We start from the raw sequence: 25,448 nt of genomic DNA on the forward strand, positions 1-25,448 counted from the left end.
TGGAACCTCCCTTCGTGATTGAACTACGGTCCTAAATGAACCGTAGACAACCCCGTTACTTGTTTTTACGACGACGTACAATGAATTTATCAGACTTGTTGGTTTTCTTACGAGTCTTGAATCCAAGAGTCGGTTTACCCCATGGAGACATTGGTGATTTACGTCCGATTGGAGCGCGTCCTTCACCACCGCCGTGTGGGTGATCGTTAGGGTTCATTACAGAACCACGAACTGTTGGGCGTACGCCTTTCCAGCGAGAACGTCCAGCTTTACCGATGTTGATTAGTTCGTGTTGTTCGTTTCCAACTTGACCGATAGTCGCACGGCAAGCAGAAAGGATCATGCGTACTTCACCAGAGTTCAAACGTACAAGAACGTATTTACCTTCTTTACCTAGAACTTGAGCAGAAGTACCAGCAGAACGAACTAATTGTCCACCTTTACCTGGTTTTAATTCAATGTTATGCACAACTGTACCAACTGGGATGTTGATAAGTGGAAGAGCATTACCTGGTTTGATGTCAGCTTCTGGTCCAGAAGTAACTTCAGTACCAACTTGGATTCCTTTCGGAGCAAGAATGTAACGTTTCTCACCATCTGCATAGTTTACAAGAGCGATGTTCGCTGAACGGTTTGGATCATACTCGATTGTAGCAACGCGTCCAGGTATACCGTCTTTATCACGCTTAAAGTCGATGATACGGTATTGACGTTTGTGACCGCCACCTTGATGACGAACAGTCAATCTACCTTGGTTGTTACGTCCGCCTTTTCTGTGAAGCGGTGCAAGCAACGATTTTTCTGGTTTGTCAGTCGTGATTTCAGCAAAATCTGAAGTAGTCATGCCACGACGACCATTACTGGTTGGTTTATACTTTTTAATCGCCATTTTGAATTTCCCTCCTTCTTTTTAAGATTTACGCTTCAAAAATTTCGATTTCTTTGCTGTCAGCAGTTAATTTCACGATCGCTTTTCTGCGACGGCTAGTCATACCAGTGTAGCGTCCAACGCGTTTTGATTTACCTTTGTAGTTTTGAACGTTGACTTTCTCAACTTTCACTCCAAAGATTTCTTCAACAGCGTCTTTCACTTCTGTCTTGTTAGCTCTGACATCAACTTCGAACGTATACTTCTTCTCTGTCATTAGATCAGCAGAACGTTCAGTAATGATAGGGCGCTTTAGAACATCACGAGGATCTTTCATTATGCAAGTCCCTCCTCTACTTTTTCAACCGCTGCTTTAGTGATCAGAAGTTTGTCGTGGTTGACAACGTCAAGAACGTTGATACCGTTAGCTTCAACAACTGTTACTCCAGGGATGTTACGAGCAGATAAAGCAACTGTTTCGTTTGCATCCGCAGTGACGATCAACGCTTTCTTCTCAACAGATAACCCTTTAAGGATGCCTGCGAATTCTTTCGTTTTCACTGCATCAAGAGTAAGATCTTCAAGAACGATGATGTTGTTGTCGATTACTTTAGAAGACAATACTGACTTGATAGCCAAGCGGCGAACTTTTTTAGGTAATTTATAAGAATAGCTGCGTGGTGTTGGACCGAATACGATACCGCCTCCGCGCCATTGTGGTGAACGGATAGAACCTTGACGAGCACGACCTGTACCCTTCTGTCTCCAAGGTTTACGACCTCCGCCACGTACTTCAGAACGAGTTTTTACTTTGTGAGTTCCTTGACGTAAGGAAGCTCTTTGCATAAGAATAGCATCGAATACTACGCTTTCGTTTGGCTCAATTCCAAACACAGAAGCGTTTAATTCGATTTCACCGTTAGTAGAACCGTTTTGGTTAAATAATGCTACTTTTGGCATGACTTGTTTCCTCCTTTCCTAAGAGAGTTATTTAGTTTTAACTGCACTCTTTACAGTTACTAGAGATTTTTTAGCTCCTGGTACGTTACCTTTGATCAAAAGAAGATTGCGTTCTGCATCAACTTTAACGATCTCAAGATTTTGGACAGTGATTTGCTCTCCGCCCATACGTCCTGGAAGAAGTTTACCTTTGAATACTCGGTTTGGATCAACAGGTCCCATTGAACCAGGACGACGGTGGTAACGTGAACCGTGAGTCATTGGTCCGCGTGATTGTCCGTGGCGTTTGATAGCCCCTTGGAATCCTTTACCTTTTGATGTTCCTGTTACATCTACGATATCTCCATTTGCGAAAATATCAACTTTGACTTCCTGACCAACTTCATACGCATCTAACTCCACACCGCGTAATTCTTTTACGAAGCGCTTAGGAGCAGTTTCCGCTTTAGCAACGTGGCCTTTCTCTGGTTTGTTAGAAAGCTTCTCACGTTTGTCGTCAAAACCGATTTGGATTGCTTCATAGCCATCCGTGTCAGTAGTCTTCTTCTGAAGAACAACGTTAGCAGCAGCCTCAACAACAGTTACAGGGATAAGATCACCGTTTTCTGCGAATACTTGCGTCATACCAATTTTTCTACCTAAGATTCCTTTGGTCATTCGTCACACCTCCTATAATATGTGTTTTCTATTTGAATTAAAGTTTGATTTCGATATCTACACCGGATGGTAAATCTAAACGCATAAGTGCATCAACTGTTTGCGGAGTTGGATTCACGATGTCGATTAGACGTTTGTGAGTACGCATCTCGAATTGCTCACGAGAATCTTTGTACTTATGCACCGCACGAAGGATTGTGTAAACTGATTTTTCAGTTGGAAGCGGGATTGGACCAGATACACTAGCACCAGAACGCTTAGCCGTTTCAACAATCTTCTCAGCAGATTGATCAAGAATTCTATGATCATATGCTTTTAAACGAATACGAATTTTTTGTTTTGCCATTATTTTCCCTCCTTTTCGCCTACTTACGTTAGACAGTTCTCCGTGAGAAAAACCTGATCACCTTGCCATGGCAAAGCGGCCGGGTGTGTCAGCAACCTCTCACTTCATCGCAGTCAAAGACCAACATGCACTATTGTACCAAATTGGCCTGCGTGTTGCAATAATAAATCGGATAAATTTATGATTTGCACACTTTTCATATTATACAGGGGTTCAGCCTATAAATCAAGCTTTCCCTGAAGATGATGTGTAGCTGTCTTCCTGACGATACGAATAAATTCTTCTGGCTCTTCAATATGCGGAGAATGTGCAGATTCTTTAAAAGTAAACCACTCTTTTATTGGTGCTGTAAGTTGATCAACATATGGTTTTGATACAGCAGCTGGTGTAATCATGTCATGTTCACCGATGATAAAGTAGCAAGGTATTAATATAGAAGAAACTCGGTATTGAATACTTTCCTTCATCAGCTCGTCCCACAGCAAATCCTGGCTATACTTCTGTCCCATAAGGAATTTCCACTTATCTTTTAGCTGATAATGCTTACTAACAAGAAATGCATACAGCATTTGAAAAAGTGGCTTCCACCTATGCGTGAGCCCTACTTTTGCGAACTCTTTATATAGTGAGAATAAAGCATGAGCAGAGGTGCGTTTCCAAGGGGGTGGTGTCAGCAATTTTAGGCATCTAGTGAAGAAATGCTTTCCTTGATATTTTTTTAGAAGAAGTTCGTACGATACAATATCCTCTTTTAATACATCAACCACCTGACTAATTCCATAATAGGCATGATACAAATCTGGTCGTTTATGTACAGCTTGTATCGCTATTAATGATCCCCATGAATAACCTGCAATGTATATTTTCGTTTGATCATTATAAGAAAGCAGTTTTTCTGTAAGCTCAATCGTATCCTCTATGAATTGCCCAATGGTCATAGAAGACTCAGGAATGTTTTTTTGATAAGACAGTCCTGCACCGCGCTGGTCCCAATGAACAACAGTGAAGTCTTGATCAAGTTCCTTATGAAAGGAATCGATATAACTCATTTGAGCTGACCCTGGGCCACCGTGTAAAAATAATAATACAGGTTTTGTTTTTTCTACTTGATCTTCTTTTATCATAATCCATTGATCAAGCCCGCCAATCAGCCACTTTTTCAACATTGTCTTCGCCATTCCAGTGATCCTCTCGGTTCCATTTAGATTCTATAGCTTATAGTAGCCGTTATGCACTAGAAAAGCAAAAAAAAGAGACCCTTTTGCAAGGAGTCTCTTTTAACTGTTATTACTTAATGATAGTAGAAACGACGCCAGAACCTACAGTACGTCCACCCTCACGGATAGAGAAACGAGTTCCTTCTTCGATAGCGATAGTAGAGATAAGTTCAACTTCCATCTCAGTGTTATCGCCAGGCATTACCATTTCAGTACCTTCTGGAAGATGTACGATACCAGTTACGTCAGTTGTACGGAAGTAGAACTGCGGACGGTAGTTAGTGAAGAATGGAGTATGACGTCCACCCTCTTCTTTAGAAAGTACATAAACTTCAGCTTTGAAACGGCTATGTGGAGTGATTGTACCTGGTTTAGCAAGTACTTGACCACGTTGGATATCTTCACGAGATACACCACGAAGTAGTGCACCGATGTTGTCACCAGCTTCAGCATAGTCAAGAAGTTTACGGAACATTTCAACACCTGTAACAGTTGTTTTACCGTTTTCTTCTTGAAGACCGATGATTTCAACTTCGTCACCGACTTTAACTTGTCCACGCTCAACACGACCAGTAGCAACTGTTCCACGACCAGTGATTGAGAATACGTCCTCAACTGGCATCATGAATGGCTTCTCAGTGTCACGCTCTGGAGTTGGGATGTACTCATCAACCGCATCCATAAGTTCGAAGATTTTTGCTTCGTAATCAGCATCACCTTCAAGAGCTTTAAGAGCAGAACCTTTGATAACTGGTACATCGTCACCAGGGAAGTCATAGTCAGAAAGAAGGTCACGAACTTCCATTTCAACAAGTTCAAGTAACTCTTCATCGTCAACCATGTCACATTTGTTAAGGAATACTACGATGTAAGGAACACCTACGTTACGAGAAAGTAGGATGTGCTCACGTGTTTGTGGCATTGGACCATCAGCAGCAGATACTACTAAGATCGCGCCGTCCATTTGAGCAGCACCAGTGATCATGTTTTTAACATAGTCAGCGTGTCCTGGGCAGTCTACGTGTGCATAGTGACGAGTTTCAGTTTCATACTCAACGTGTGCAGTTGAGATTGTGATTCCACGCTCGCGCTCTTCTGGAGCACCATCGATTTGGTCATAAGCCATAGCTGTACCTTTACCAGATTTCTTATGAAGAACTGTTGAGATAGCAGCAGTTAGAGTTGTTTTACCATGGTCAACGTGTCCAATTGTACCAATGTTAGCATGCGATTTGGAACGGTCGAATTTTTCTTTAGCCATTCTAAAAATCCTCCTTAAAGGTTCATTGTATTTGGTATGAGTGATAGAAAGTGAAGAGTTACCTCCCACTTTCTGATCTTCAATAGTAGTTATACTTTAGTTTAAAGGCAAAATCAATTATTCACCTTTATTTTTTTTGATGATTTCTTCACTGATGCTCTTAGGCACTTCTTCGTAGTGATCCATGTGCATAGTGAAAGTACCGCGTCCTTGTGTGTTAGAACGGAGTGCAGTTGCATATCCGAACATTTCAGAAAGTGGAACCATAGCGCGAACAACTTGAGCGTTACCGCGAGCTTCCATACCTTCTACACGTCCACGACGAGATGTGATATCACCCATGATGTCTCCCATGTATTCTTCTGGGATAACGACTTCTACTTTCATCATTGGCTCAAGTAGAACTGGGTTACATTTGCTGACAGCATTTTTCAATGCCATAGATGCAGCAATTTTAAACGCCATTTCGTTAGAGTCAACATCGTGGTAAGATCCATCGAATAATTTTGCTTTGATGTCGATTAATGGGAATCCAGCTAATACACCATTTTCTAGTGAATCTTCAAGACCTGCTTGAATTGCTGGAATGTATTCACGTGGAACAACCCCACCGACGATTGCATTTGTGAATTCGAAGCCTGCACCTTCTTCGTTTGGTTCGAATTCGATCCAAACGTGTCCGAACTGACCGCGTCCACCAGACTGACGTACGAATTTACCTTCAACTTTTGCACTAGAACGGAATGTTTCACGGTACGCAACTTGAGGAGCTCCTACGTTAGCTTCAACCTTGAACTCACGCTTCATACGGTCAACAATGATATCAAGGTGAAGCTCACCCATACCAGAGATGATCGTTTGACCAGTTTCAGTGTTTGTTTGTGTACGGAATGTTGGATCCTCTTCAGCTAGTTTAGCTAAAGCGATACCCATTTTATCTTGGTCAGCCTTAGATTTAGGCTCGATTGCTACATCGATAACTGGCTCTGGGAATTCCATAGACTCAAGGATAACAAGATTTTTCTCGTCACAAAGAGTATCACCAGTAGATGTATCTTTAAGACCAACAGCTGCTGCGATATCCCCTGCATATACAGTAGAGATTTCTTCACGGCTGTTTGCGTGCATTTGAAGGATACGTCCAACACGCTCACGCTTGTTCTTAGAAGAGTTCTTCACGTAAGAACCAGAATCAAGTGTTCCAGAGTATACGCGGAAGAAAGTTAGTTTCCCAACATAAGGGTCAGTCATAACTTTAAATGCAAGAGCTGCGAATGGTGCGTCATCAGTAGACTCACGTACAACCTCTTCATTTGTATCTGGCAATGTACCTTTGATTGCAGCAACATCAGTTGGTGCAGGAAGGTAGTCAAGCACAGCGTCAAGTACAAGCTGAACACCTTTGTTTTTGAAAGCAGATCCAACAAGAACTGGGTAGAATTCAACATTCAAAGTTCCTTTACGGATTGCAGCTTTCAATTCAGGAATTGTGATTTCTTCACCCTCAAGGTATTTTTCCATAAGCTCTTCATCAAGCTCAGCGACAGCTTCAATTAAGCTGCTGCGAAGCTCTTCAGCTTTGTCTTTATACTCAGCAGGGATTTCTTGTGCATCAGAGCGAGTTCCAAGGTCATCTTCGTAGAAGTATGCTACGTTTTCTACAAGGTCGATGATTCCTTCGAATTGATCTTCAGCGCCGATCGGCAATTGAATTGCATGAGCGTTCGCTTGAAGACGATCTCTTAATGTGCTTACAGAGTAAAGGAAGTCCGCACCGGTTTTATCCATTTTGTTAACGAATACGATACGAGGTACTCCGTAAGTTGTTGCTTGGCGCCAAACTGTTTCAGTTTGAGGCTCTACACCTGATTGTGCATCAAGAACAGCAACCGCACCATCAAGTACACGCAAAGAACGTTCAACTTCAACAGTGAAGTCTACGTGTCCTGGTGTATCGATGATGTTTACACGGTAACCTTTCCATTGTGCTGTAGTAGCAGCAGAAGTGATTGTAATACCACGTTCTTGCTCCTGCTCCATCCAGTCCATTTGTGAAGCTCCTTCGTGAGTTTCACCAATTTTATGGATACGACCAGTGTAGTACAAGATACGCTCAGTCGTTGTCGTTTTACCGGCATCGATGTGAGCCATGATACCAATATTACGAGTTTTGTCTAAGGAGAACTCTCTTGCCATTGGGTAATTTCTCCTTCCTTATTAGGGAATAGTTTTTTTAGTTTGGTATAAATCCTACCAGCGGTAGTGAGCGAATGCTTTGTTCGCTTCTGCCATTTTGTGTGTATCTTCACGTTTCTTAACAGCAGCACCAGTGTTGTTAGCTGCGTCAAGGATTTCGTTAGCAAGACGCTCTTCCATCGTTTTTTCTCCACGAAGACGAGCGTAGTTTACTAACCAGCGAAGACCTAAAGTCGTACGACGGTCTGGGCGAACTTCTACAGGAACTTGGTAGTTAGCTCCACCTACACGACGTGCTTTAACTTCAAGAACTGGCATGATGTTTTTCAAGGCTTGTTCGAAAACCTCCATCGCTTCATTACCAGTACGTTCTTTGATGATATCAAATGACTTGTAGAGAATAGTTTGTGACTTTCCTCTTTTACCGTCGATCATCATTTTGTTGATCAAACGAGATACAAGTTTAGAATTGTAAATTGGATCTGGCAAAACGTCTCTTTTTGCTACAGGACCTTTACGTGGCATCTGAATAGCCTCCCTTCTCTTTTAAAAGGATTTCTATCTGTCTTCCATCTCAATTTCATTGTCAGCTGCCTGACTCCACTGATCTGAACTCAACTTCTAAAAACCCTTATGTTTGTTATATTATTTGCTTTGTTTAGGGCGTTTTGTTCCGTATTTAGAACGTCCTTGCATACGACCGTCAACTCCGGCAGTATCAAGCGCACCACGAACGATGTGGTAACGTACACCCGGTAAGTCTTTTACACGTCCGCCACGGATAAGTACTACACTGTGCTCTTGTAGGTTATGTCCGATACCAGGAATGTAAGCTGTTACCTCAATCAGGTTAGACAAACGTACACGAGCATATTTACGTAGTGCTGAGTTTGGTTTTTTCGGTGTCATTGTACCGACACGAGTACAAACCCCGCGCTTCTGTGGAGATGTTACGTTAGTGTGCTCTTTTTTGAAACTGTTGTATCCTTTGTTAAGTGCAGGAGACTTTGAGTTTTCAACTTTACTCACGCGTCCTTTGCGTATTAGCTGATTAATTGTAGGCATGTTGTTATTCCTCCCTTCATTACTTTTTTTATAACCCACATACCCAGGTGGTTCATCAAAAGGCAAAAAACAATGCTTTTGCATTTTAAGCATGCAAAAACAAAACAAGTACGCTATAACATAATGGCAACAGCTGCTGCCCCAACTTCAATTCCGCAGGCCTTGCCGAGCTTTTTCATGGAATCTACCACTAAAATGTCTACACCCTTCTCTTGCGCTAGTTTCATTACACTAGCGGTTAAAGCAGGATCAGCATCTTTCGCTACGACGATTTCCTTCACTGAATCTCGTTTCAGAGCTTTTACTGTTTGCTTCGTACCAATAATAATGGATTGAGCCTGTGATACTTTATCATAAGACATCGAATATCCTCCAAAGTAACAGGTTTTATTTTGAGCACCTTGGTTATATTATCATCATGGCAGAAGGATGTCAATATCGTTTGACAGATTATCTTGACATCCTTCACCATTTTTTGATGATTTTTATAGAAATCTTAAGAGAAAGATTACTCTACAGGAACCATATCGTCAGACGGCTGCACTTGTGAAACCGGCTTAACTTTACGGTAGTTTGGCATTCCAGTTCCAGCAGGAACAAGTTTACCGATGATGACATTCTCTTTCAAGCCAAGCAGTTCATCACGTTTTCCTTTGATCGCCGCATCTGTTAGGACACGAGTCGTTTCTTGGAAGGATGCTGCAGACAAGAATGAGTCTGTTTCAAGCGATGCTTTTGTAATACCAAGAAGAACTGGACGGCCTGTTGCAGGACGTTTGCCTTCGAATAGTACTTTTTTGTTCGCTTCTGTGAATTGGTGTACATCAAGAAGTGTGCCTGGTAATACATCTGTATCCCCTGCATCAGCGACACGCACTTTACGAAGCATTTGGCGAACCATTACTTCTACGTGCTTATCTCCGATTTCTACCCCTTGCATACGGTATACTTTTTGTACTTCATGAAGCAGATATTCTTGAACAGCTGTCATGTCAGTCACTTTAAGAAGTTCTTTCGGATCGATTGAACCTTCTGTCAGTACTTGACCACGAGTGACTTTGTCACCTTCAACAACTTTCAGACGTGCATTGTAAGGAGCTGTGTAAGAGCGAGTTTCAACTTCGCCTTGAACCACAATTTCCTGCTGCTTGTCACGAACATCGTTAATTTCAGCAACGACACCATCAATTTCAGAAATGGTTGCCTGCCCTTTCGGATTACGCGCTTCAAATAACTCTTGGATACGAGGTAAACCTTGAGTGATATCGTCTCCTGCTACCCCACCGGTGTGGAACGTACGCATTGTAAGCTGTGTTCCTGGCTCACCGATCGATTGTGCAGCGATGATTCCAACTGCTTCACCGACTTCAACGTCAGTACCAGTTGCAAGGTTACGGCCGTAGCATCGTTTACATACACCATGAGGCGTGTTACATGTAAATGCAGAACGGATCCATACTTCCTCGATTCCTGCTTCAACCACTTCAAGTGCTTTATCTTCATCAATTAGTTCGTTTTCGCCAACAATGACTTCGCCCGTTTCAGGATGAATAATTGGTTTTCTTGCAAAACGTCCGATAAGACGTTCTTCAAGTTTCTCAATAATTTCATTTCCTTCTTTAATGGACTTCGCCAAGATTCCACGGTCTGTACCGCAATCTGTTTCACGGATAATAACATCCTGTGCAACGTCAACGAGACGACGCGTGAGGTAACCTGAGTCAGCTGTTTTAAGAGCTGTATCGGCAAGACCTTTACGCGCTCCGTGAGTGGAAATAAAGTATTCCAATACTGTTAAACCTTCACGGAAACTAGATTTAATCGGAAGTTCAATGATACGTCCAGCCGGGTTGGCCATCAGACCACGCATACCAGCCAGCTGAGTGAAGTTAGATGCGTTACCACGCGCTCCAGAGTCACTCATCATGTAGATAGGGTTGACTTCATCAAGGGACTTCATCAGTTTACCTTGGATGACATCTTTAGAAGAACTCCAGATCGAAATGACTCTCTCGTAACGCTCTTCTTCAGTAATCAAACCACGTCTGAATTGCTTCATGACGTTATCTACTTTTGCTTGCGCTTCTTCAAGGATTTTTTGTTTATCGTCTAGTACCACGATATCAGATACACCAACCGTAATACCGGCTTTAGTAGAATATCTGAAACCAAGATTTTTCATGCGGTCAAGCATTTTAGATGTTTCAGTGATATGGAATCTCTTAAAGATTTCAGCAATGATTTTACCTAAAATACCTTTTTTGAACGGCGCATTGATTTCTTGTTTCTCGATCGCAGCTTTGACATCTTCACCTTTTTCAAGGAAGAAGCGGTCAGGCGTTTTTTCTTCAATATTGCTCTTAGTCGGTTCATTCATGTATGGGAATGATTCCGGTAAGATTTCGTTAAAGATTAGTTTTCCAACTGTTGTAATCAACAATTTAGAACGCTGTTCATCAGTGAATGTCACATTCTTCAACGAGTTAGCTGCAACAGCTACACGTGTATGAAGATGCACATACCCATTTTGATAAGCTAGAAGGGCTTCGTTCGTATCTTTGAAGACCATACCTTCTCCGATAGCACCTTTACGCTCAAGTGTAAGGTAGTAGTTACCTAGCACCATATCCTGAGATGGCGTAACAACAGGTTTTCCATCTTTCGGGTTCAAAATGTTTTGAGCAGCAAGCATTAAGATACGAGCTTCAGCTTGAGCTTCAGCAGATAATGGTACGTGAACCGCCATTTGGTCACCATCAAAGTCAGCGTTGTAGGCAGTACATACGAGTGGATGCAAACGAATTGCGCGTCCTTCCACAAGTGTAGGTTCAAACGCTTGAATACCAAGTCTGTGAAGAGTTGGTGCACGGTTTAGTAAGACTGGATGCTCACGAATCACTGATTCTAAAACATCCCAAACTTCCGGCTGCACGCGCTCAATCTTACGTTTCGCGCTCTTAATGTTGTGAGCTAATCCTTTTTCAACAAGCTCCTTCATCACGAATGGTTTGAATAGTTCAAGAGCCATTTCTTTCGGAAGTCCACACTGATACATTTTCAAATGTGGTCCAACGACGATAACGGAACGTCCAGAATAGTCAACACGTTTACCAAGCAAGTTTTGACGGAAACGCCCTTGTTTCCCTTTCAGCATGTGAGAAAGAGATTTCAATGGTCTATTTCCTGGTCCTGTTACTGGTCGGCCTCTACGTCCATTATCAATCAAGGCATCGACAGCTTCTTGAAGCATACGCTTCTCGTTCTGAACGATGATGCTTGGCGCGCCAAGATCTAATAAACGTTTCAGACGATTGTTACGGTTGATGACACGACGATAAAGGTCGTTCAAGTCAGAAGTAGCAAAACGTCCGCCATCAAGCTGAACCATCGGACGTAATTCTGGTGGAATCACCGGAAGTACATCAAGGATCATCCAAGACGGTTTGTTTCCTGAGTTACGGAAAGCTTCCAACACTTCAAGGCGTTTGATCGCACGTGTACGACGCTGTCCTTGAGCTGTTTTTAGCTCTTCTTTGAGTGTATCTACTTCTTTCACAAGATCGATATCTTGAAGAAGTTTGTTAATTGCTTCTGCACCCATAGCTGCTTGGAAGGTGTTACCGTATTTATCTAAATAAGCACGGAATTCTTTCTCAGAAAGAAGTTGTTTCTTCTCAAGCGGTGTGTTGCCCGGATCAGTCACGACGTAAGAAGCGAAGTAAATCACTTCTTCTAACGCACGTGGTGACATATCTAGAACAAGACCCATACGGCTTGGGATACCTTTGAAATACCAAATGTGGGAAACTGGGGCAGCCAGTTCGATATGCCCCATTCTCTCACGACGGACTTTTGCCCGTGTTACTTCTACACCACAACGGTCACATACAACACCCTTATAACGAACGCGTTTATACTTTCCACAATGACATTCCCAGTCTTTTTGCGGTCCGAAGATACGTTCACAAAAGAGACCATCTTTTTCCGGTTTCAGTGTACGATAGTTAATCGTTTCAGGCTTTTTCACTTCACCAAAAGACCAAGAACGGATTTTATCAGGTGATGCGAGACCGATGTTCATATACTCAAAATTGTTCACATCTAGCAAGGGGCCTACCTCCCTTTTAATCTTCGGGTTATACCCTAGTCACTTGCTCTAATCGTTTCTGCTATTCTTTTGTGACTGCGTCACGTTCAAGATCGACAGGTGCGAGGTCTGCAGCATCTTCGTCATTAGATAACGCTAATCCGTCTGCTTTCTTCGTTTCCTCATCGTCTTCTAAATCTCTCATTTCTATCTCTTCTTCATCGCCAGATAGAATTTTCACATCCATACCTAAACTTTGAAGTTCTTTAATTAATACTTTGAATGATTCAGGGACACCTGGTTCAGGTACGTTATCCCCTTTGACGATCGCTTCGTATGTTTTCACACGACCCACAACGTCATCCGATTTTACAGTTAAGATTTCTTGAAGTGTATATGCTGCACCGTAAGCTTCAAGTGCCCATACTTCCATCTCTCCGAAACGCTGTCCACCAAACTGTGCTTTACCGCCCAGTGGCTGCTGCGTAACAAGTGAGTATGGTCCAGTTGAACGTGCGTGAAGTTTATCGTCAACCATGTGAGCCAGTTTGATCATATACATGATTCCAACAGATACACGGTTGTCGAATGGTTCACCAGTTCGACCGTCATAAAGGACTGTTTTCGCATCACGGGACATACCTGCTTCTTCAAGCGTTTCCCAAACATCTTCCTCACGAGCACCATCAAATACTGGTGACGCAATGTGGATGCCTAGGTAACGTGCAGCCATACCCATATGAAGCTCAAGTACCTGACCGATATTCATACGAGATGGTACCCCTAGAGGGTTTAACATGATATCAATCGGTGTTCCATCTGGAAGATACGGCATATCTTCTTCTGGAAGTATTTTGGAGATAACCCCTTTGTTACCATGTCGTCCGGCCATTTTGTCACCTTCAGAAATTTTACGCTTCTGAACGATGTATACACGGACTAACTGGTTAACACCTGGTGGTAATTCATCTCCATCTTCACGGTTAAAGACTTTGACATCGTGGATGATTCCGCCGCCGCCGTGTGGTACACGTAGAGACGTATCACGTACTTCACGAGCCTTTTCACCGAAGATTGCATGTAATAGACGTTCTTCAGCTGTTAGTTCTGTTACACCTTTAGGCGTTACTTTCCCGACAAGAAGGTCTCCGTCTTTTACTTCTGCACCAATACGGATAATTCCACGCTCGTCAAGGTTGCGTAAAGCATCTTCCCCAACGTTTGGAATATCACGCGTAATTTCTTCTGGTCCAAGCTTTGTATCACGAGCTTCTGATTCATATTCTTCAATATGAATAGAAGTGTAGACGTCATCTTTTACAAGGCGCTCACTCATAATGATCGCATCCTCATAGTTGTAACCGTCCCAAGTCATGAAGCCGACCATAACGTTACGTCCTAGAGCCAATTCACCTTTTTCCATAGAAGGACCGTCTGCAAGGATTTCTCCTTTGACGACTTCATCTCCAACACTTACAATTGGGCGCTGGTTGTAGCAAGTCCCTTGGTTAGAGCGGACAAATTTCAGCAAGCTGTATTTGTCTAGGTTTCCTTTGACTTGTTGTCCGTCAACGTCTTCATAACGGCGAACCCAAATATTCTTCGCTTCAACACGTTCTACAACACCTGGGTAACGGCAGATCACAGCAGCACCAGAGTCTTTACCTGATACATACTCCATACCTGTACCAACAATCGGTGATTCCGGCTGCATCAAAGGCACAGCCTGACGTTGCATGTTTGCACCCATTAGAGCACGGTTAGAGTCATCGTTTTCTAAGAATGGGATACATGCTGTCGCTGCAGAAACAACCTGCTTCGGCGAAACGTCCATGTAGTCAACGCGGTTTCGAGGAACAACGGTGTTTTCCCCTCTGAAACGAGCAATGATATTATCATCAATAAACGAACCATCTTCACCTAATATAGCGTTCGCTTGTGCTACTACGTAGTTATCCTCTTCATCAGCCGTTAAGTAATCGATTCTCGGCGTCACTTTACCCGTTTCAGGATCAACCCGACGGTAAGGTGTTTCGATAAATCCGAAGCGATTCACTTTCGCAAATGAAGATAGAGAGTTGATCAAACCAATGTTTGGACCCTCTGGTGTTTCAATCGGACACATACGACCATAGTGAGAATAGTGAACGTCACGAACTTCCATTCCTGCACGCTCACGTGTCAAACCACCCGGTCCAAGCGCTGATAGACGACGTTTGTGTGTCAATTCAGCAAGCGGGTTTGTTTGATCCATGAACTGAGAAAGCTGAGAGCTACCAAAGAACTCTTTGATAGAAGCGATCACAGGACGGATGTTGATCAGCTGCTGAGGTGTGATCGTGTTCGTGTCTTGAATCGACATTCTTTCACGAACAACACGCTCCATTCTGCTTAAACCAATACGGAATTGGTTTTGCAGAAGTTCACCTACAGAACGCAGACGACGGTTACCAAGGTGATCGATATCATCTGTGTCGCCTACTCCATGAAGTAGGTTAAAGAAGTAACTGATTGAAGCAATGATGTCAGAAGGCGTGATGTTCTTCACAGCTTCCTCTACATATGCATTACCAATCACGTTGATCACTTGCTCGCCTTCTTGATCAGTTGGTGCATAAATCTTGATAGATTGAAGTTCTACTTCATCCTCTACTACGCCACCGTTTGGATAAAGCTTTCTAAATCCGATGCCGTTTTCTAAGTATGGAAGAACTTTATCAAGCACTCTTCTATCTAAAATTTGACCTTTTTCTGCTAGGATTTCACCTGTTTCAGGATCAACTAGCGTTTCAGCCAATTTTTGATTGAATAGTCTATTTTTAATATGAAGCTTCTTATTAATCTTGTAGCGACCAACATTTGCTAAGTCATATCTCTTCGGATCAAAGAAGCGAGAGTCTAGCAAGCTTTTCGCATTTTCAACAGTTGGCGGCTCTCCGGGACGAAGACGCTCGTAGATTTCGAGAAGTGCTTTATCAGCATTCTCTGTATTGTCTTTTTCCAACGTGTTGCGTAAGTATTCATTCTCGCCAATGAGGTCAAGAATCTCTTGATCAGAGCTGAAGCCGAGAGCACGCAAAAGAACCGTAACCGGCAACTTACGTGTGCGATCGATGCGTACATAGACTACATCCTTCGCATCAGTTTCGTATTCTAACCATGCGCCACGGTTTGGAATGACAGTCGCAGTAAAACCTTTTTTACCGTTTTTGTCTACTTTACCACTGAAATATACACTTGGAGAACGTACTAACTGAGAAACGATTACACGTTCCGCACCATTAATGATAAAAGTACCTGTGTCTGTCATGATTGGGAAATCACCCATAAACACATCTTGGTCTTTTACTTCTCCAGTTTCTTTGTTAATTAAACGAACTTTTACTCTTAGTGGAGCAGAGTAAGTTACATCACGTTCTTTTGATTCTGCTACAGGATACTTAGGATCCCCTAGGCTGTAATCAATGAATTCAAGAGAAAGGTTACCAGTAAAATCCTCAATTGGGGATATATCTTGAAACATCTCTCTAAGACCCTCATCAAGAAACCACTGATAAGAAGAGGTTTGAATTTCAATGAGATTTGGTAATTCTAACACTTCGCTTATGCGTGCGTAGCTTCTGCGCTGGCGGTGTCGTCCATACTGAACTAGTTGACCTGTCAACTGATTCACCCCTCAAATCATGCGTATTATATGTGTAAAAAGTATTTCTGTCTTTCAAATGTCAGTAAAGAAATACTTTTACAAGACAAAAGAAAAAAGGGTTTCTAAAATAAGAAAACCACATCCAAAAACAAATACCGATTTTATTAGTTTTCCCAAGTATGCATAATTTATACAAAATAGTTGTTTTTTAAGCCTATCAAGCAAAATATACACATTGGCATTTTATAATGTTAACACAGCTAGGAAACTGCGTCAAACTTTTTTAGCTTTGATAATATAGTAGCCCTTTTTTTTCATAACGACCGTCACTTCTCCAAAAAGTTGCTCTAATTTCTCAATCGCAGATGGTCCACCTTGTTTTTTCTGAATAACCACCCACAACTCACCTTCCGGCAATAAATGATCAGCACTTTTTTCAAAGATCGCATGTACTACTTTCTTCCCTGCCCGTATTGGGGGATTGGTCAGTATAGAGGCAAAAGCAGCTGATGAATGAACATTCGAGAACAAATCACTTTGATAGATGCGGACATTATCAATGCGATTATGCTTAGCGTTTTCCTTTGAAAGTTCGACTGCTCTTTCGTTCACATCAATCATATGAATGGTGCGGCCTGTCATTTCGTTTGCTAACGATAAGCCGATCGGTCCATAACCGCAACCGACATCTAAGACGTCGCCATCCAAGTCAGGTTCTTCAAAAGCTTCAATTAAAAGCCTCGAACCATAGTCGACTTCTTTCTTAGAAAACACTCCACTGTCACTTGTAAAAGTAAAGCTACGGTTTCTCAAGGTGAAGTCCCATGTCTGTTTATTGCTTTTCACTGATGGCTTTTCCGTATAATAGTGGTCACTCATGGTGAATGGACCTCCTCTGGATTCAATCGTTTCAGGAGATAAGAAAAGAAAAAGCCCGCCAGTAAAAGCGAGCTTTCCCAAAAGATTAGGCGAAGATTACTTAACTTCTACAGAAGCGCCAACTTCTTCAAGCTTAGCTTTAAGTTCTTCAGCTTCTTCTTTAGCAATACCTTCTTTAAGTGGTTTTGGAGTGTTGTCAACAAGTTCTTTAGCTTCTTTCAAGCCAAGACCAGTGATTTCACGAACCACTTTAATAACTTTGATTTTTTGGTCTCCAGCACCAGCAAGTACTAGATCAAAATCAGTTTTTTCTTCAGCAGCAGCACCGCCACCAGCAGCTACAGCTACAGGAGCAGCAGCAGTTACGCCAAATTCTTCTTCGATTGCTTTTACTAAGTCGTTTAACTCAAGTACAGTTGCTTCTTTAACTGAAGCAATGATTTCTTCGATATTTAAAGCCATTTGTAATTCCTCCATTTTAAGTTTTTTTACGTCAAGTACGCATTAAGCGCCTTGTTCTTCTTTTTGATCTGCAACTGCTTTAGTAGCAAGAGCAAGGTTACGAACTGGAGCTTGAAGAACGCTAAGCAACATAGAAAGTAAGCCTTCGCGAGACGGAAGTTCCGCAAGAGCCTTCACTTCTTCTACAGTCGCTACGTTTCCTTCGATAACACCAGCTTTGATTTCTAAAGCTTCGTGGCTTTTCGCAAATTCGTTGATGATTTTCGCAGGTGCGATAACATCTTCGTTACTGAATGCGATAGCGTTTGGACCTGTTAAGAAATCGTTTAAACCCGTTAGTTCAACTTGTTCAACTGCACGGCGAGTCAAAGTATTTTTGTAAACTTTGAATTCTACGCCAGCATCACGAAGCTGTTTACGAAGTTCAGTCACTTCAGAAACTGAAAGACCGCGGTAATCTACGATTACAGTAGACATACTGTCTTTAAACTTAGAAGTAATTTCATCAACGACAACTTTTTTAGTATCGATTGCATTGCTCATGGTTACACCTCCTGTACATTCTTTGTGTAACACTTATACCGATCAGGCCATCACGTTCCTAACGAACGGTTCTCCATATAAAAAGCCTCCATTAAGACATGGAGGCTGTATATACAAGCATACGTTTACGTAAGACTGTGACATATACACCTCGGCGGGTTAATTAAGCCATAAGGCCCCTGCTGTCTACGGTATAAATGATTATTCTATTTTACAACATTTTGATATTATCAAAACGATTGTGATAAGTCAAGAATTATTTTGCAGAGAAAGAAGATGGATCCACTTTCACGCCAGGGCCCATAGTAGATGTAACAGAAACGTTTTTCACGTATACACCTTTAGCCGCTGCAGGTTTTGCTTTAAGGATTGTGTCATAGATTGTTGCAAAGTTCTCAACAAGCTTTTCGTCCTCGAAAGAAACCTTTCCGATTGGCGCGTGGATGTTACCAGCTTTATCAACGCGGTATTCTACTTTACCAGCTTTGATTTCATTGATTGCTTTTTCTACTTCGAAAGTTACAGTTCCTGTTTTAGGGTTTGGCATAAGACCTTTTGGTCCAAGTACACGACCGATCTTACCAACTTCACCCATCATGTCAGGTGTCGCAACGATTACATCGAATTCGAACCAGCCTTGTTGGATTTTAGTGATGTAATCAGAATCTCCAACGTAGTCTGCTCCAGCAGCTTCTGCTTCTTTTGCTTTTTCGCCTTTAGCGAACACAAGAACGCGTTGAGTTTTACCAGTTCCGTTAGGAAGTACAACTGCACCGCGGATTTGTTGATCGTTTTTACGAGGGTCTACGCCCAAACGAAAAGCAACTTCTACAGTCGCATCAAATTTCGCTGTATTTGCTTTTTTTGTAAGAGAAACAGCTTCAGCAACATCATACGCTTTTGTACGATCGATCAGCTTAGCAGCTTCTACATACTTTTTACCTTTTTTAGCCATTATAAAAATCCTCCTTATGTGGTTTTAGCGGAATAACCTCCCACGAATAAGGGTTGCGAACTTGTCAAAACCAAACTCGCAACCCAACAAGACAAAAAATTAATCTTCGATGACAATACCCATACTGCGTGCAGTACCTTCAACCATGCGCATAGCTGATTCAACGCTAGCAGCGTTTAAGTCAGGCATTTTTGTTTCCGCGATTTCGCGTACTTTATCACGCTTAACAGTTGCCACTTTATTACGGTTAGGTTCACCAGAACCAGACTCAATACCAGCTGCTTTTTTAAGTAATACTGCAGCAGGTGGAGTTTTAGTAATAAATGTAAATGAACGGTCTTCAAAAACCGAAATTTCAACAGGAATGATAAGACCAGCTTGGTCAGCTGTACGAGCGTTAAACTCCTTACAGAATCCCATGATATTAACACCGGCTTGACCTAGTGCAGGTCCAACTGGTGGAGCTGGGTTAGCTTTTCCAGCAGGAATTTGCAATTTAACAACTTTTACTACTTTTTTAGCCACGAGACACACCTCCTTAAAGTCCGTGATGTGGTAATAGGGGAATCCCCCTCCCACTCAACAACTTCATTCTTTATATGAATGACGAAATAACTAGCTAGCGATCTTGAGCGAACTCAAGACGTACCTTTGCTATATTACCACTTCTATACACTCATTTCAAGCTCTTTTAAATTACAATTTATCGATCTGTGTGAACTCAAGTTCCACAGGAGTTTCTCTACCAAACATATTAACGAATACTTTGACTTTGCTTTTATCATAATCAATCTCTTCGATAGAGCCTGTGAAGTTAGCAAATGGTCCATCGATGACCTTGACTGTTTCTTTTAGTTCAAAGTCGATTTCTGTCTTGCGCTCTTCAAGTCCCATTCTCTTCAGAATGGTTTCTGCTTCGCCAGGTAATAACGCTGTCGGCTTAGAACCTGATCCAGCTGATCCAACGAATCCTGTCACACCTGGTGTATTACGAACGACATACCAAGAATCGTCAGTCATGACGATTTCTACTAGCACATATCCAGGGAATACTTTCTTTTTCACTACTTTTTTCTTACCGTTTTTAATGTCCGTTTCTTCTTCTTCTGGTACAACAACGCGGAAAATCTTATCCTGCATGCCCATTGATTCAACACGCTTTTCCAAGTTTGCTTTCACTTTGTTTTCATAGCCAGAGTACGTATGCACAACATACCAATTCTTTTCCATTTTCGTTCAGGACTATTTAGTCCTTCCCTCCCCACATTTCGTAATGTCTATTTGACGAATCTCGAGTACCGGTAAATATTTTCAAGCAATTGAAAAAACCCGTAAAACGGGTTTTTTGGCAAGTCATATTATGATCTATTATAGCACGTTCAGCAGACCATTATTCAAGTATTAATGAATTAATTCGATTAATTGTGAGATTCCTATATCAAGAAAAGAGAAAAAGATGGCAAAAAATACGACTGTTAAAATAACAGTGATCGTGTAGCGGACCATTTCGTTTTTCTTTGGCCAGCTGACCTTTTTCATTTCTTTCCCGACACTTTTTAAGAAACTGATAATACGCATGTAAAAGACCTCCACAGATTAAAGAACGCAAATCCTACTTCGTTTCTAAATGTGTTTTATGTGAATTACAAGTCTTGCAATATTTCTTAACTTCTAATCTTTCAGCTGCTGAAGCAACACTTTTCATTGTCGTATAATTGCGGCTTCCGCAGTCTTTACAGGCTAGAGTAATCTTTTTCCTCATATTTACACCTATTTTCTCGACATCATTTCCTTAGTACCTTATCACAGTGTCGAAAAAGCTGTCAATATAGGTTTGATTAGAGACTGATCTCGCGCAGCTCTAAATATTTCTCTAATTTTCTCTTTACTCTTTGGAGTGCGTTATCAATTGATTTCACATGACGGTTTAAATCTTCAGAAATCTCCTGATAGGACCTACCATCAAGATAAAGCACAAGTACCTTTCTTTCCAGCTCGCTTAGTAATTCACCCATTTTCATTTCAATATCATCAAATTCTTCTTTGCTAATGATTAAATCTTCTGGGTTAAGCGCTTTAGCACCGGAAATGACGTCCAATAATGTTCTGTCCGATTCTTCATCGTATATCGGCTTGTCTAATGATACATAGGAATTTAACGGGATATGTTTTTGGCGAGTAGCTGTTTTAATTGCGGTGATAATTTGGCGGGTAATACATAATTCTGCAAAAGCCTTAAATGAAGTAAGCTTGTCCTCTCTGAAATCGCGGATAGACTTATAAAGTCCGATCATCCCCTCTTGGACAATGTCCTCTCGATCCGCTCCAATCAAGAAATAAGATCTTGCTTTCGCACGTACAAAATTGCGGTATTTCGTTATTAAATAATCTAGCGCATCACTATCTCCGACATGAACCCTTTCAATGACTTGTTCATCTTCCAACTGGCAAAATTGCTCTCTGATGGACTTACCCTTGCTGTTGTTTAGATTCACTTCGATCCCCCCGACCGCACCTAGATAGAAATATTATACAATAATGGTTGAAATATCGTCAAGCTATTCCAAGTTTCCCCGCCGCCATTTTTCAAACGTTTTCAATACATCTTCTGACAATTCAATTTTGGATGCTGGTTTATCAGAAGTAATCTTTTTGACACGTGTTTCAATCTTTCGTTCAATCACTTCTATCTCTCTTAATAGCTCACGTGCTGACTTACGAAGTGCACCCTGTCCAAAAATTGCCCATTGTTCTGTATAATCAGAGGTCGCCACATGAATTTGCGTCCGAATGTTATTCAAGTCTTGTGCCAGTTTTTCAATCCGCTCATCAGCCGTTTCATTTTCTCTTGTAAAGATGACCTCTACTCGGTGGTTTGTCCGCTTCTTTTCGATTCCTTTGACCATATGGGCATCGAATACGACAATGACTCGATACCCTGTATATGCTTGATATTCTGCTAAATGTTGAATCAGCACGTCTCTGGCTTCTTCAAAGCTGTTTTCTTTTAAGTGCTGCAAACGAGGCCATGCACCTATCATGTTGTATCCATCGACTAAGAGGATGTCCATCTCTATTCTCCTAACGGATAACGTTTTCGATACACTTCATACATCAATAGACTAGCTGCAACTGATGCATTTAATGAAGTGACCTTCCCGGCCATTGGCAATTTAATCAAGAAATCACATTTTTCCTTAATCAATCGGCCAATTCCTTTTCCTTCACTGCCAATGACAAGAGCGAGAGGCATCGTGCCATCAAATTGTCTGTAGTCCTGCTTCGCAGATGCATCTGTTCCTGCGACCCAAATTCCTCTTTCTTTCATTTCATCAAGAGCTCTGGAAAGATTGGTTACTTTTGCGACCGGGATATGTTCAATGGCTCCAGTAGATGCTTTCGCAACAGTTGTCGTCAAGCCTACCGCTCGTCGTTTTGGAATGACGATTCCATGTGCACCAACAGCATCGGCCGTACGCATGATCGACCCTAAATTGTGCGGATCTTCAATTTCATCTAAGATGATGAAAAATGGTTGTTCATTCCGCTTTTCAGCAATTTGATACAGATCGTCCAATTCTGCATATTCATATGCTGCTACTTGTGCAACGATTCCCTGGTGCTGACCTGTTACCATCTGATCAAGCTTTTTCCTCGGAACATACTGAATGGTGATATTTTGCTTTTTCGCGAGTTCAATGACCTGCTGGGCTTGTCCTTTTACAGTGTTTTCTGCCATCCAGAGCTTGTATAACTCCCGATCTGACTTCAGTGTTTCAATCACTGCATTTTTCCCAATCACATAATCATGTTGCTGACTCATTTGTCTTCCTCCCTGACGTTCCAATTTCAATCGCCTGACTAATCAACTCTTCTAAGCGTTCGTCCTGCTTCTCAATAAATAAATAACCCATGAGCGCTTCAAACGCTGTACTATAACGATACGTTTGAACGTCTGTGTTTTTAGGCACTGTGCCTGATTTTGCATTTCTTCCTCTTTTCAGCACCGCTTCTTCCGCTTCTGTGAAAAAGCCCTTCTGCTGAAGCTCAAATAAAATAGCGGCCTGAGATTTAGCTGAAACGATCTTACTTGCACGTTTATGAAGCTCATTTGGTTTGGTCGCCCCCGTTTGGAGGAGGTGATGCCTCACGTATACTTCAAAAATGGCATCACCCATATAAGCAAGTGCAAGTCCGTTCAACTGTTTTCCGTCTTTCAGCTTTTCAAAATTCAACATGACCTATTCTCCTCTTTTCCAGCGCGTACCTTGAGGAGTGTCCTCCAATACAATATTCATGCTCTTTAACTGGTCACGAATTTGATCAGACAATGCGAAGTCACGATTCCTTCTAGCTTCATTCCGCTTCTCAATTAATGCTTCTACCTCTTCGTCAAGCGTGTGCTTTTCTTCTAGTGAGAAGCCGAGGACGGATGTGATTTCTTGGAACAATCCGATAAATGCCTTGATCACTTCCTCCGAAGTATGATCATTTTCCATATAATAATTCGCCTGTTTCGCAAGTTCGAATAAAACAGAGATCGCATTTGCCGTATTGAAGTCATCATTCATTTCAGAAATAAACGTCGCTCGCTGCTCTTCAACCTTCGTCAGCCATTCAGCATTATCTTCTGTGATATTCGTGCTGCTTTCAAGGCGATGATGTAAATTAGCATACGACGTTTTGAGTCGGTTAAACGCACTCTTTGTACTCTCTAGTAAGTCCATTGAGTAGTTAATTGGATGACGGTAGTGAACCGACAACATAAAGAATCGAAGTACGTCAGGATCTTGTTCTTTCACAATGTCATGCACGAGCACAAAGTTGCCTAGTGATTTTGACATTTTTTCATTCTCAATATTAATATATCCGTTATGCATCCAATACTTTGCAAAAGGTTTGCCTGTCAAAGCCTCAGATTGAGCGATCTCATTCTCGTGATGAGGGAACGTTAAATCCTGTCCGCCAGCATGAATGTCAATCGTATCGCCTAAATACTTTTTGACCATCGCAGAACACTCGATGTGCCAGCCTGGACGCCCTTCGCCCCACGGGCTATCCCAAGAAATCTCCTGATCCTTTGCGGCCTTCCATAATGCAAAGTCGAGTGCATCCCTTTTCTTTTCACCTACACGAATACGGGCACCTGTCTTTAATTCATCAATCGATTGGTGAGACAGTTTTCCGTAGCCTTCAAATGAGCGTGTGCTGTAATACACGTCACCATCTGCCTCATAGGCGTAGCCTTTTTCAATCAATGTGGCGATAAACGCAATGATATCATCCATATTTTCTGTCACTCGCGGGTGAAGGTCTGCTTTTTTGCAGCCTAATGCACTGACGTCCTCAAAGTATGCTTGGATAAATCGATCAGCAATCGTTGGGACATCTTCGCCTAATTCATTTGCTGCTTTGATGAGTTTATCATCCACATCAGTAAAGTTGGATACGAAATTCACATCATAGCCGCTATATTCTAAATACTTACGTACCGTGTCATATACAATGGCCGGTCTTGCATTCCCGATATGAATGTAGTTATACACGGTTGGTCCGCATACATACATTTTGACCTTTCCTGGTTCAAGTGGGACAAACTCTTCCTTCTTACGTGTCAATGTATTATAAATATTGATTGTCATGATTGTTCTTCCTTTCTGCTCAATGAAGCCAGCTCACGTTTTAGCTTTTCCATTTCTCGCTCCAATTCTTTGAAACGATCAGAAACGGGATCTGGCAAATCTTGATGATTGAGATCACGATTGATTTTCTTTCCATTTTGAACGACCACTCGCCCAGGTATACCTACAACAGTGGAATGGTCTGGTACGTCTTTTAACACAACAGACCCCGCACCAATCTTGGACCCTTTTCCAACGGTAATGGAACCGAGCACCTTAGCACCAGTCGCAATCAAGGCATCGTCCAAAATGGTTGGATGCCGCTTTCCCTTTTCTTTCCCTGTTCCCCCTAATGTCACGCCTTGGAAAACAGTGACGTTATCGCCAATTTCACATGTTTCCCCAATAACGACGCCCATGCCGTGATCAATAAAGAACCGCCGGCCGATGGTTGCTGCTGGGTGAATCTCAACCCCTGTGAAAAACCGGCTGACCTGAGAAATGATCCGCGCAAGAAAATACAGCTTACGCTTGTAAAATGCATGCGCAACACGATGAGCCCAAATTGCATGAAGCCCTGAATAGGTTAGCACTACTTCAAGATAGCTTCTAGCAGCAGGATCTTGATCAAACACAGTATCAATATCTTCTTTCAGCATTTTGAAAAACACATGCTCCCCCCGTT

At 42.0% G+C, this 25,448-nt stretch carries 27 protein-coding genes and 1 other annotated feature; all 27 genes read right to left on the reverse strand.

Annotated features, from left to right (window positions below):
* Window positions 1–55: 55 nt before the first annotated feature.
* The 27 genes from rplB to cysE all read right to left on the reverse strand — a co-directional run bounded on the left by rplB (window position 56) and on the right by cysE (window position 25,434).
* Window positions 56–889, reverse strand: coding sequence for a 50S ribosomal protein L2 (gene rplB, locus ACSBQP_RS18570; protein WP_007496314.1), 834 nt, complete (start codon window positions 887–889; stop codon window positions 56–58).
* Between the two features lie 28 nt (window positions 890–917).
* A complete protein-coding gene (rplW, locus tag ACSBQP_RS18575) occupies window positions 918–1,205 on the reverse strand; it encodes a 50S ribosomal protein L23 (protein WP_003217016.1) in 288 nt (95 codons plus the stop codon).
* On the reverse strand, window positions 1,205–1,828 hold the full coding sequence (rplD, locus tag ACSBQP_RS18580; protein ID WP_007496312.1) for a 50S ribosomal protein L4: 624 nt from the start codon (window positions 1,826–1,828) through the stop codon (window positions 1,205–1,207). Before rplD ends, rplW begins: the two co-directional genes overlap by 1 nt.
* A 27-nt stretch (window positions 1,829–1,855) precedes the next feature.
* Complete coding sequence (rplC, locus tag ACSBQP_RS18585; RefSeq protein WP_007496311.1) at window positions 1,856–2,485, reverse strand: 50S ribosomal protein L3; 630 nt, start codon at window positions 2,483–2,485, stop codon at window positions 1,856–1,858.
* Between the two features lie 37 nt (window positions 2,486–2,522).
* A complete protein-coding gene (rpsJ, locus tag ACSBQP_RS18590) occupies window positions 2,523–2,831 on the reverse strand; it encodes a 30S ribosomal protein S10 (RefSeq protein WP_003156464.1) in 309 nt (102 codons plus the stop codon).
* A gap of 218 nt (window positions 2,832–3,049) precedes the next feature.
* Complete coding sequence (locus ACSBQP_RS18595; RefSeq protein WP_046526526.1) at window positions 3,050–4,009, reverse strand: alpha/beta fold hydrolase; 960 nt, start codon at window positions 4,007–4,009, stop codon at window positions 3,050–3,052.
* Window positions 4,010–4,118: 109 nt separating this feature from the next.
* Entirely contained in the window at window positions 4,119–5,309 is a 1,191-nt protein-coding gene (gene tuf / locus ACSBQP_RS18600; RefSeq protein ID WP_007496302.1) for an elongation factor Tu, read from the reverse strand.
* A gap of 117 nt (window positions 5,310–5,426) precedes the next feature.
* Window positions 5,427–7,505, reverse strand: coding sequence for an elongation factor G (fusA, locus tag ACSBQP_RS18605; protein ID WP_007496301.1), 2,079 nt, complete (start codon window positions 7,503–7,505; stop codon window positions 5,427–5,429).
* Between the two features lie 54 nt (window positions 7,506–7,559).
* Window positions 7,560–8,030 carry a 30S ribosomal protein S7 gene (gene rpsG, locus ACSBQP_RS18610; RefSeq protein WP_003216884.1) on the reverse strand — a complete coding sequence of 157 codons (471 nt, stop codon included), beginning with the start codon at window positions 8,028–8,030 and terminating at the stop codon, window positions 7,560–7,562.
* Between the two features lie 120 nt (window positions 8,031–8,150).
* The gene (rpsL, locus tag ACSBQP_RS18615; RefSeq protein WP_003216962.1) at window positions 8,151–8,570 is read right to left on the reverse strand and encodes a 30S ribosomal protein S12; all 420 of its coding nucleotides are present in this window, start codon (window positions 8,568–8,570) and stop codon (window positions 8,151–8,153) included.
* A gap of 113 nt (window positions 8,571–8,683) precedes the next feature.
* The gene (locus ACSBQP_RS18620; protein WP_008345416.1) at window positions 8,684–8,932 is read right to left on the reverse strand and encodes a 50S ribosomal protein L7ae-like protein; all 249 of its coding nucleotides are present in this window, start codon (window positions 8,930–8,932) and stop codon (window positions 8,684–8,686) included.
* 146 nt (window positions 8,933–9,078) lie between these two features.
* A complete protein-coding gene (gene rpoC, locus ACSBQP_RS18625) occupies window positions 9,079–12,678 on the reverse strand; it encodes a DNA-directed RNA polymerase subunit beta' (protein WP_057078723.1) in 3,600 nt (1,199 codons plus the stop codon).
* Window positions 12,679–12,739: 61 nt separating this feature from the next.
* On the reverse strand, window positions 12,740–16,321 hold the full coding sequence (gene rpoB, locus ACSBQP_RS18630) for a DNA-directed RNA polymerase subunit beta (RefSeq protein WP_007496297.1): 3,582 nt from the start codon (window positions 16,319–16,321) through the stop codon (window positions 12,740–12,742).
* A 255-nt stretch (window positions 16,322–16,576) separates the two neighbouring features.
* Window positions 16,577–17,182: a class I SAM-dependent methyltransferase gene (locus tag ACSBQP_RS18635; RefSeq protein WP_007496296.1), complete on the reverse strand. Its 606-nt coding sequence runs from the start codon at window positions 17,180–17,182 to the stop codon at window positions 16,577–16,579.
* Between the two features lie 96 nt (window positions 17,183–17,278).
* Window positions 17,279–17,644, reverse strand: coding sequence for a 50S ribosomal protein L7/L12 (rplL, locus tag ACSBQP_RS18640; protein WP_008345418.1), 366 nt, complete (start codon window positions 17,642–17,644; stop codon window positions 17,279–17,281).
* A 42-nt stretch (window positions 17,645–17,686) separates the two neighbouring features.
* Window positions 17,687–18,187, reverse strand: coding sequence for a 50S ribosomal protein L10 (gene rplJ, locus ACSBQP_RS18645; RefSeq protein ID WP_003217048.1), 501 nt, complete (start codon window positions 18,185–18,187; stop codon window positions 17,687–17,689).
* Between the two features lie 69 nt (window positions 18,188–18,256).
* Window positions 18,257–18,397: a sequence feature (ribosomal protein L10 leader region), on the reverse strand.
* Window positions 18,398–18,443: 46 nt separating this feature from the next.
* Window positions 18,444–19,142, reverse strand: coding sequence for a 50S ribosomal protein L1 (gene rplA / locus ACSBQP_RS18650; protein WP_017359164.1), 699 nt, complete (start codon window positions 19,140–19,142; stop codon window positions 18,444–18,446).
* 99 nt (window positions 19,143–19,241) lie between these two features.
* Window positions 19,242–19,667 carry a 50S ribosomal protein L11 gene (rplK, locus tag ACSBQP_RS18655; RefSeq protein ID WP_003216956.1) on the reverse strand — a complete coding sequence of 142 codons (426 nt, stop codon included), beginning with the start codon at window positions 19,665–19,667 and terminating at the stop codon, window positions 19,242–19,244.
* 171 nt (window positions 19,668–19,838) lie between these two features.
* Window positions 19,839–20,372 (reverse strand): transcription termination/antitermination protein NusG, encoded by a 534-nt coding sequence (gene nusG, locus ACSBQP_RS18660; RefSeq protein WP_003217197.1) that lies wholly within the window; start codon window positions 20,370–20,372, stop codon window positions 19,839–19,841.
* Window positions 20,373–20,543: 171 nt separating this feature from the next.
* The gene (gene secE, locus ACSBQP_RS18665; protein ID WP_008345422.1) at window positions 20,544–20,720 is read right to left on the reverse strand and encodes a preprotein translocase subunit SecE; all 177 of its coding nucleotides are present in this window, start codon (window positions 20,718–20,720) and stop codon (window positions 20,544–20,546) included.
* Between the two features lie 34 nt (window positions 20,721–20,754).
* Window positions 20,755–20,904: a 50S ribosomal protein L33 gene (gene rpmG / locus ACSBQP_RS18670; RefSeq protein ID WP_008356502.1), complete on the reverse strand. Its 150-nt coding sequence runs from the start codon at window positions 20,902–20,904 to the stop codon at window positions 20,755–20,757.
* 76 nt (window positions 20,905–20,980) lie between these two features.
* Window positions 20,981–21,637, reverse strand: a complete 657-nt coding sequence (sigH, locus tag ACSBQP_RS18675; RefSeq protein ID WP_008345424.1) for an RNA polymerase sporulation sigma factor SigH — start codon at window positions 21,635–21,637, stop codon at window positions 20,981–20,983.
* 63 nt (window positions 21,638–21,700) lie between these two features.
* Window positions 21,701–22,213, reverse strand: coding sequence for a ribosome-dependent mRNA decay endonuclease Rae1/YacP (gene rae1, locus ACSBQP_RS18680; protein ID WP_007496285.1), 513 nt, complete (start codon window positions 22,211–22,213; stop codon window positions 21,701–21,703).
* A 2-nt stretch (window positions 22,214–22,215) separates the two neighbouring features.
* Window positions 22,216–22,965: a 23S rRNA (guanosine(2251)-2'-O)-methyltransferase RlmB gene (gene rlmB / locus ACSBQP_RS18685; protein WP_017359163.1), complete on the reverse strand. Its 750-nt coding sequence runs from the start codon at window positions 22,963–22,965 to the stop codon at window positions 22,216–22,218.
* On the reverse strand, window positions 22,949–23,380 hold the full coding sequence (locus tag ACSBQP_RS18690; RefSeq protein WP_008345428.1) for a Mini-ribonuclease 3: 432 nt from the start codon (window positions 23,378–23,380) through the stop codon (window positions 22,949–22,951). The genes rlmB and ACSBQP_RS18690 overlap by 17 nt, the downstream gene beginning before the upstream one ends.
* Before the next feature lie 3 nt (window positions 23,381–23,383).
* A complete protein-coding gene (gene cysS, locus ACSBQP_RS18695) occupies window positions 23,384–24,784 on the reverse strand; it encodes a cysteine--tRNA ligase (protein WP_212357611.1) in 1,401 nt (466 codons plus the stop codon).
* Window positions 24,781–25,434 (reverse strand): serine O-acetyltransferase, encoded by a 654-nt coding sequence (cysE, locus tag ACSBQP_RS18700; RefSeq protein WP_017366453.1) that lies wholly within the window; start codon window positions 25,432–25,434, stop codon window positions 24,781–24,783. The genes cysS and cysE overlap by 4 nt, the downstream gene beginning before the upstream one ends.
* Window positions 25,435–25,448 lie beyond the last annotated feature (14 nt).

The organism is Bacillus sp. G402, assembly GCF_051172515.1.
Classification (GTDB): Bacteria; Bacillota; Bacilli; order Bacillales; family Bacillaceae; genus Bacillus; species Bacillus altitudinis.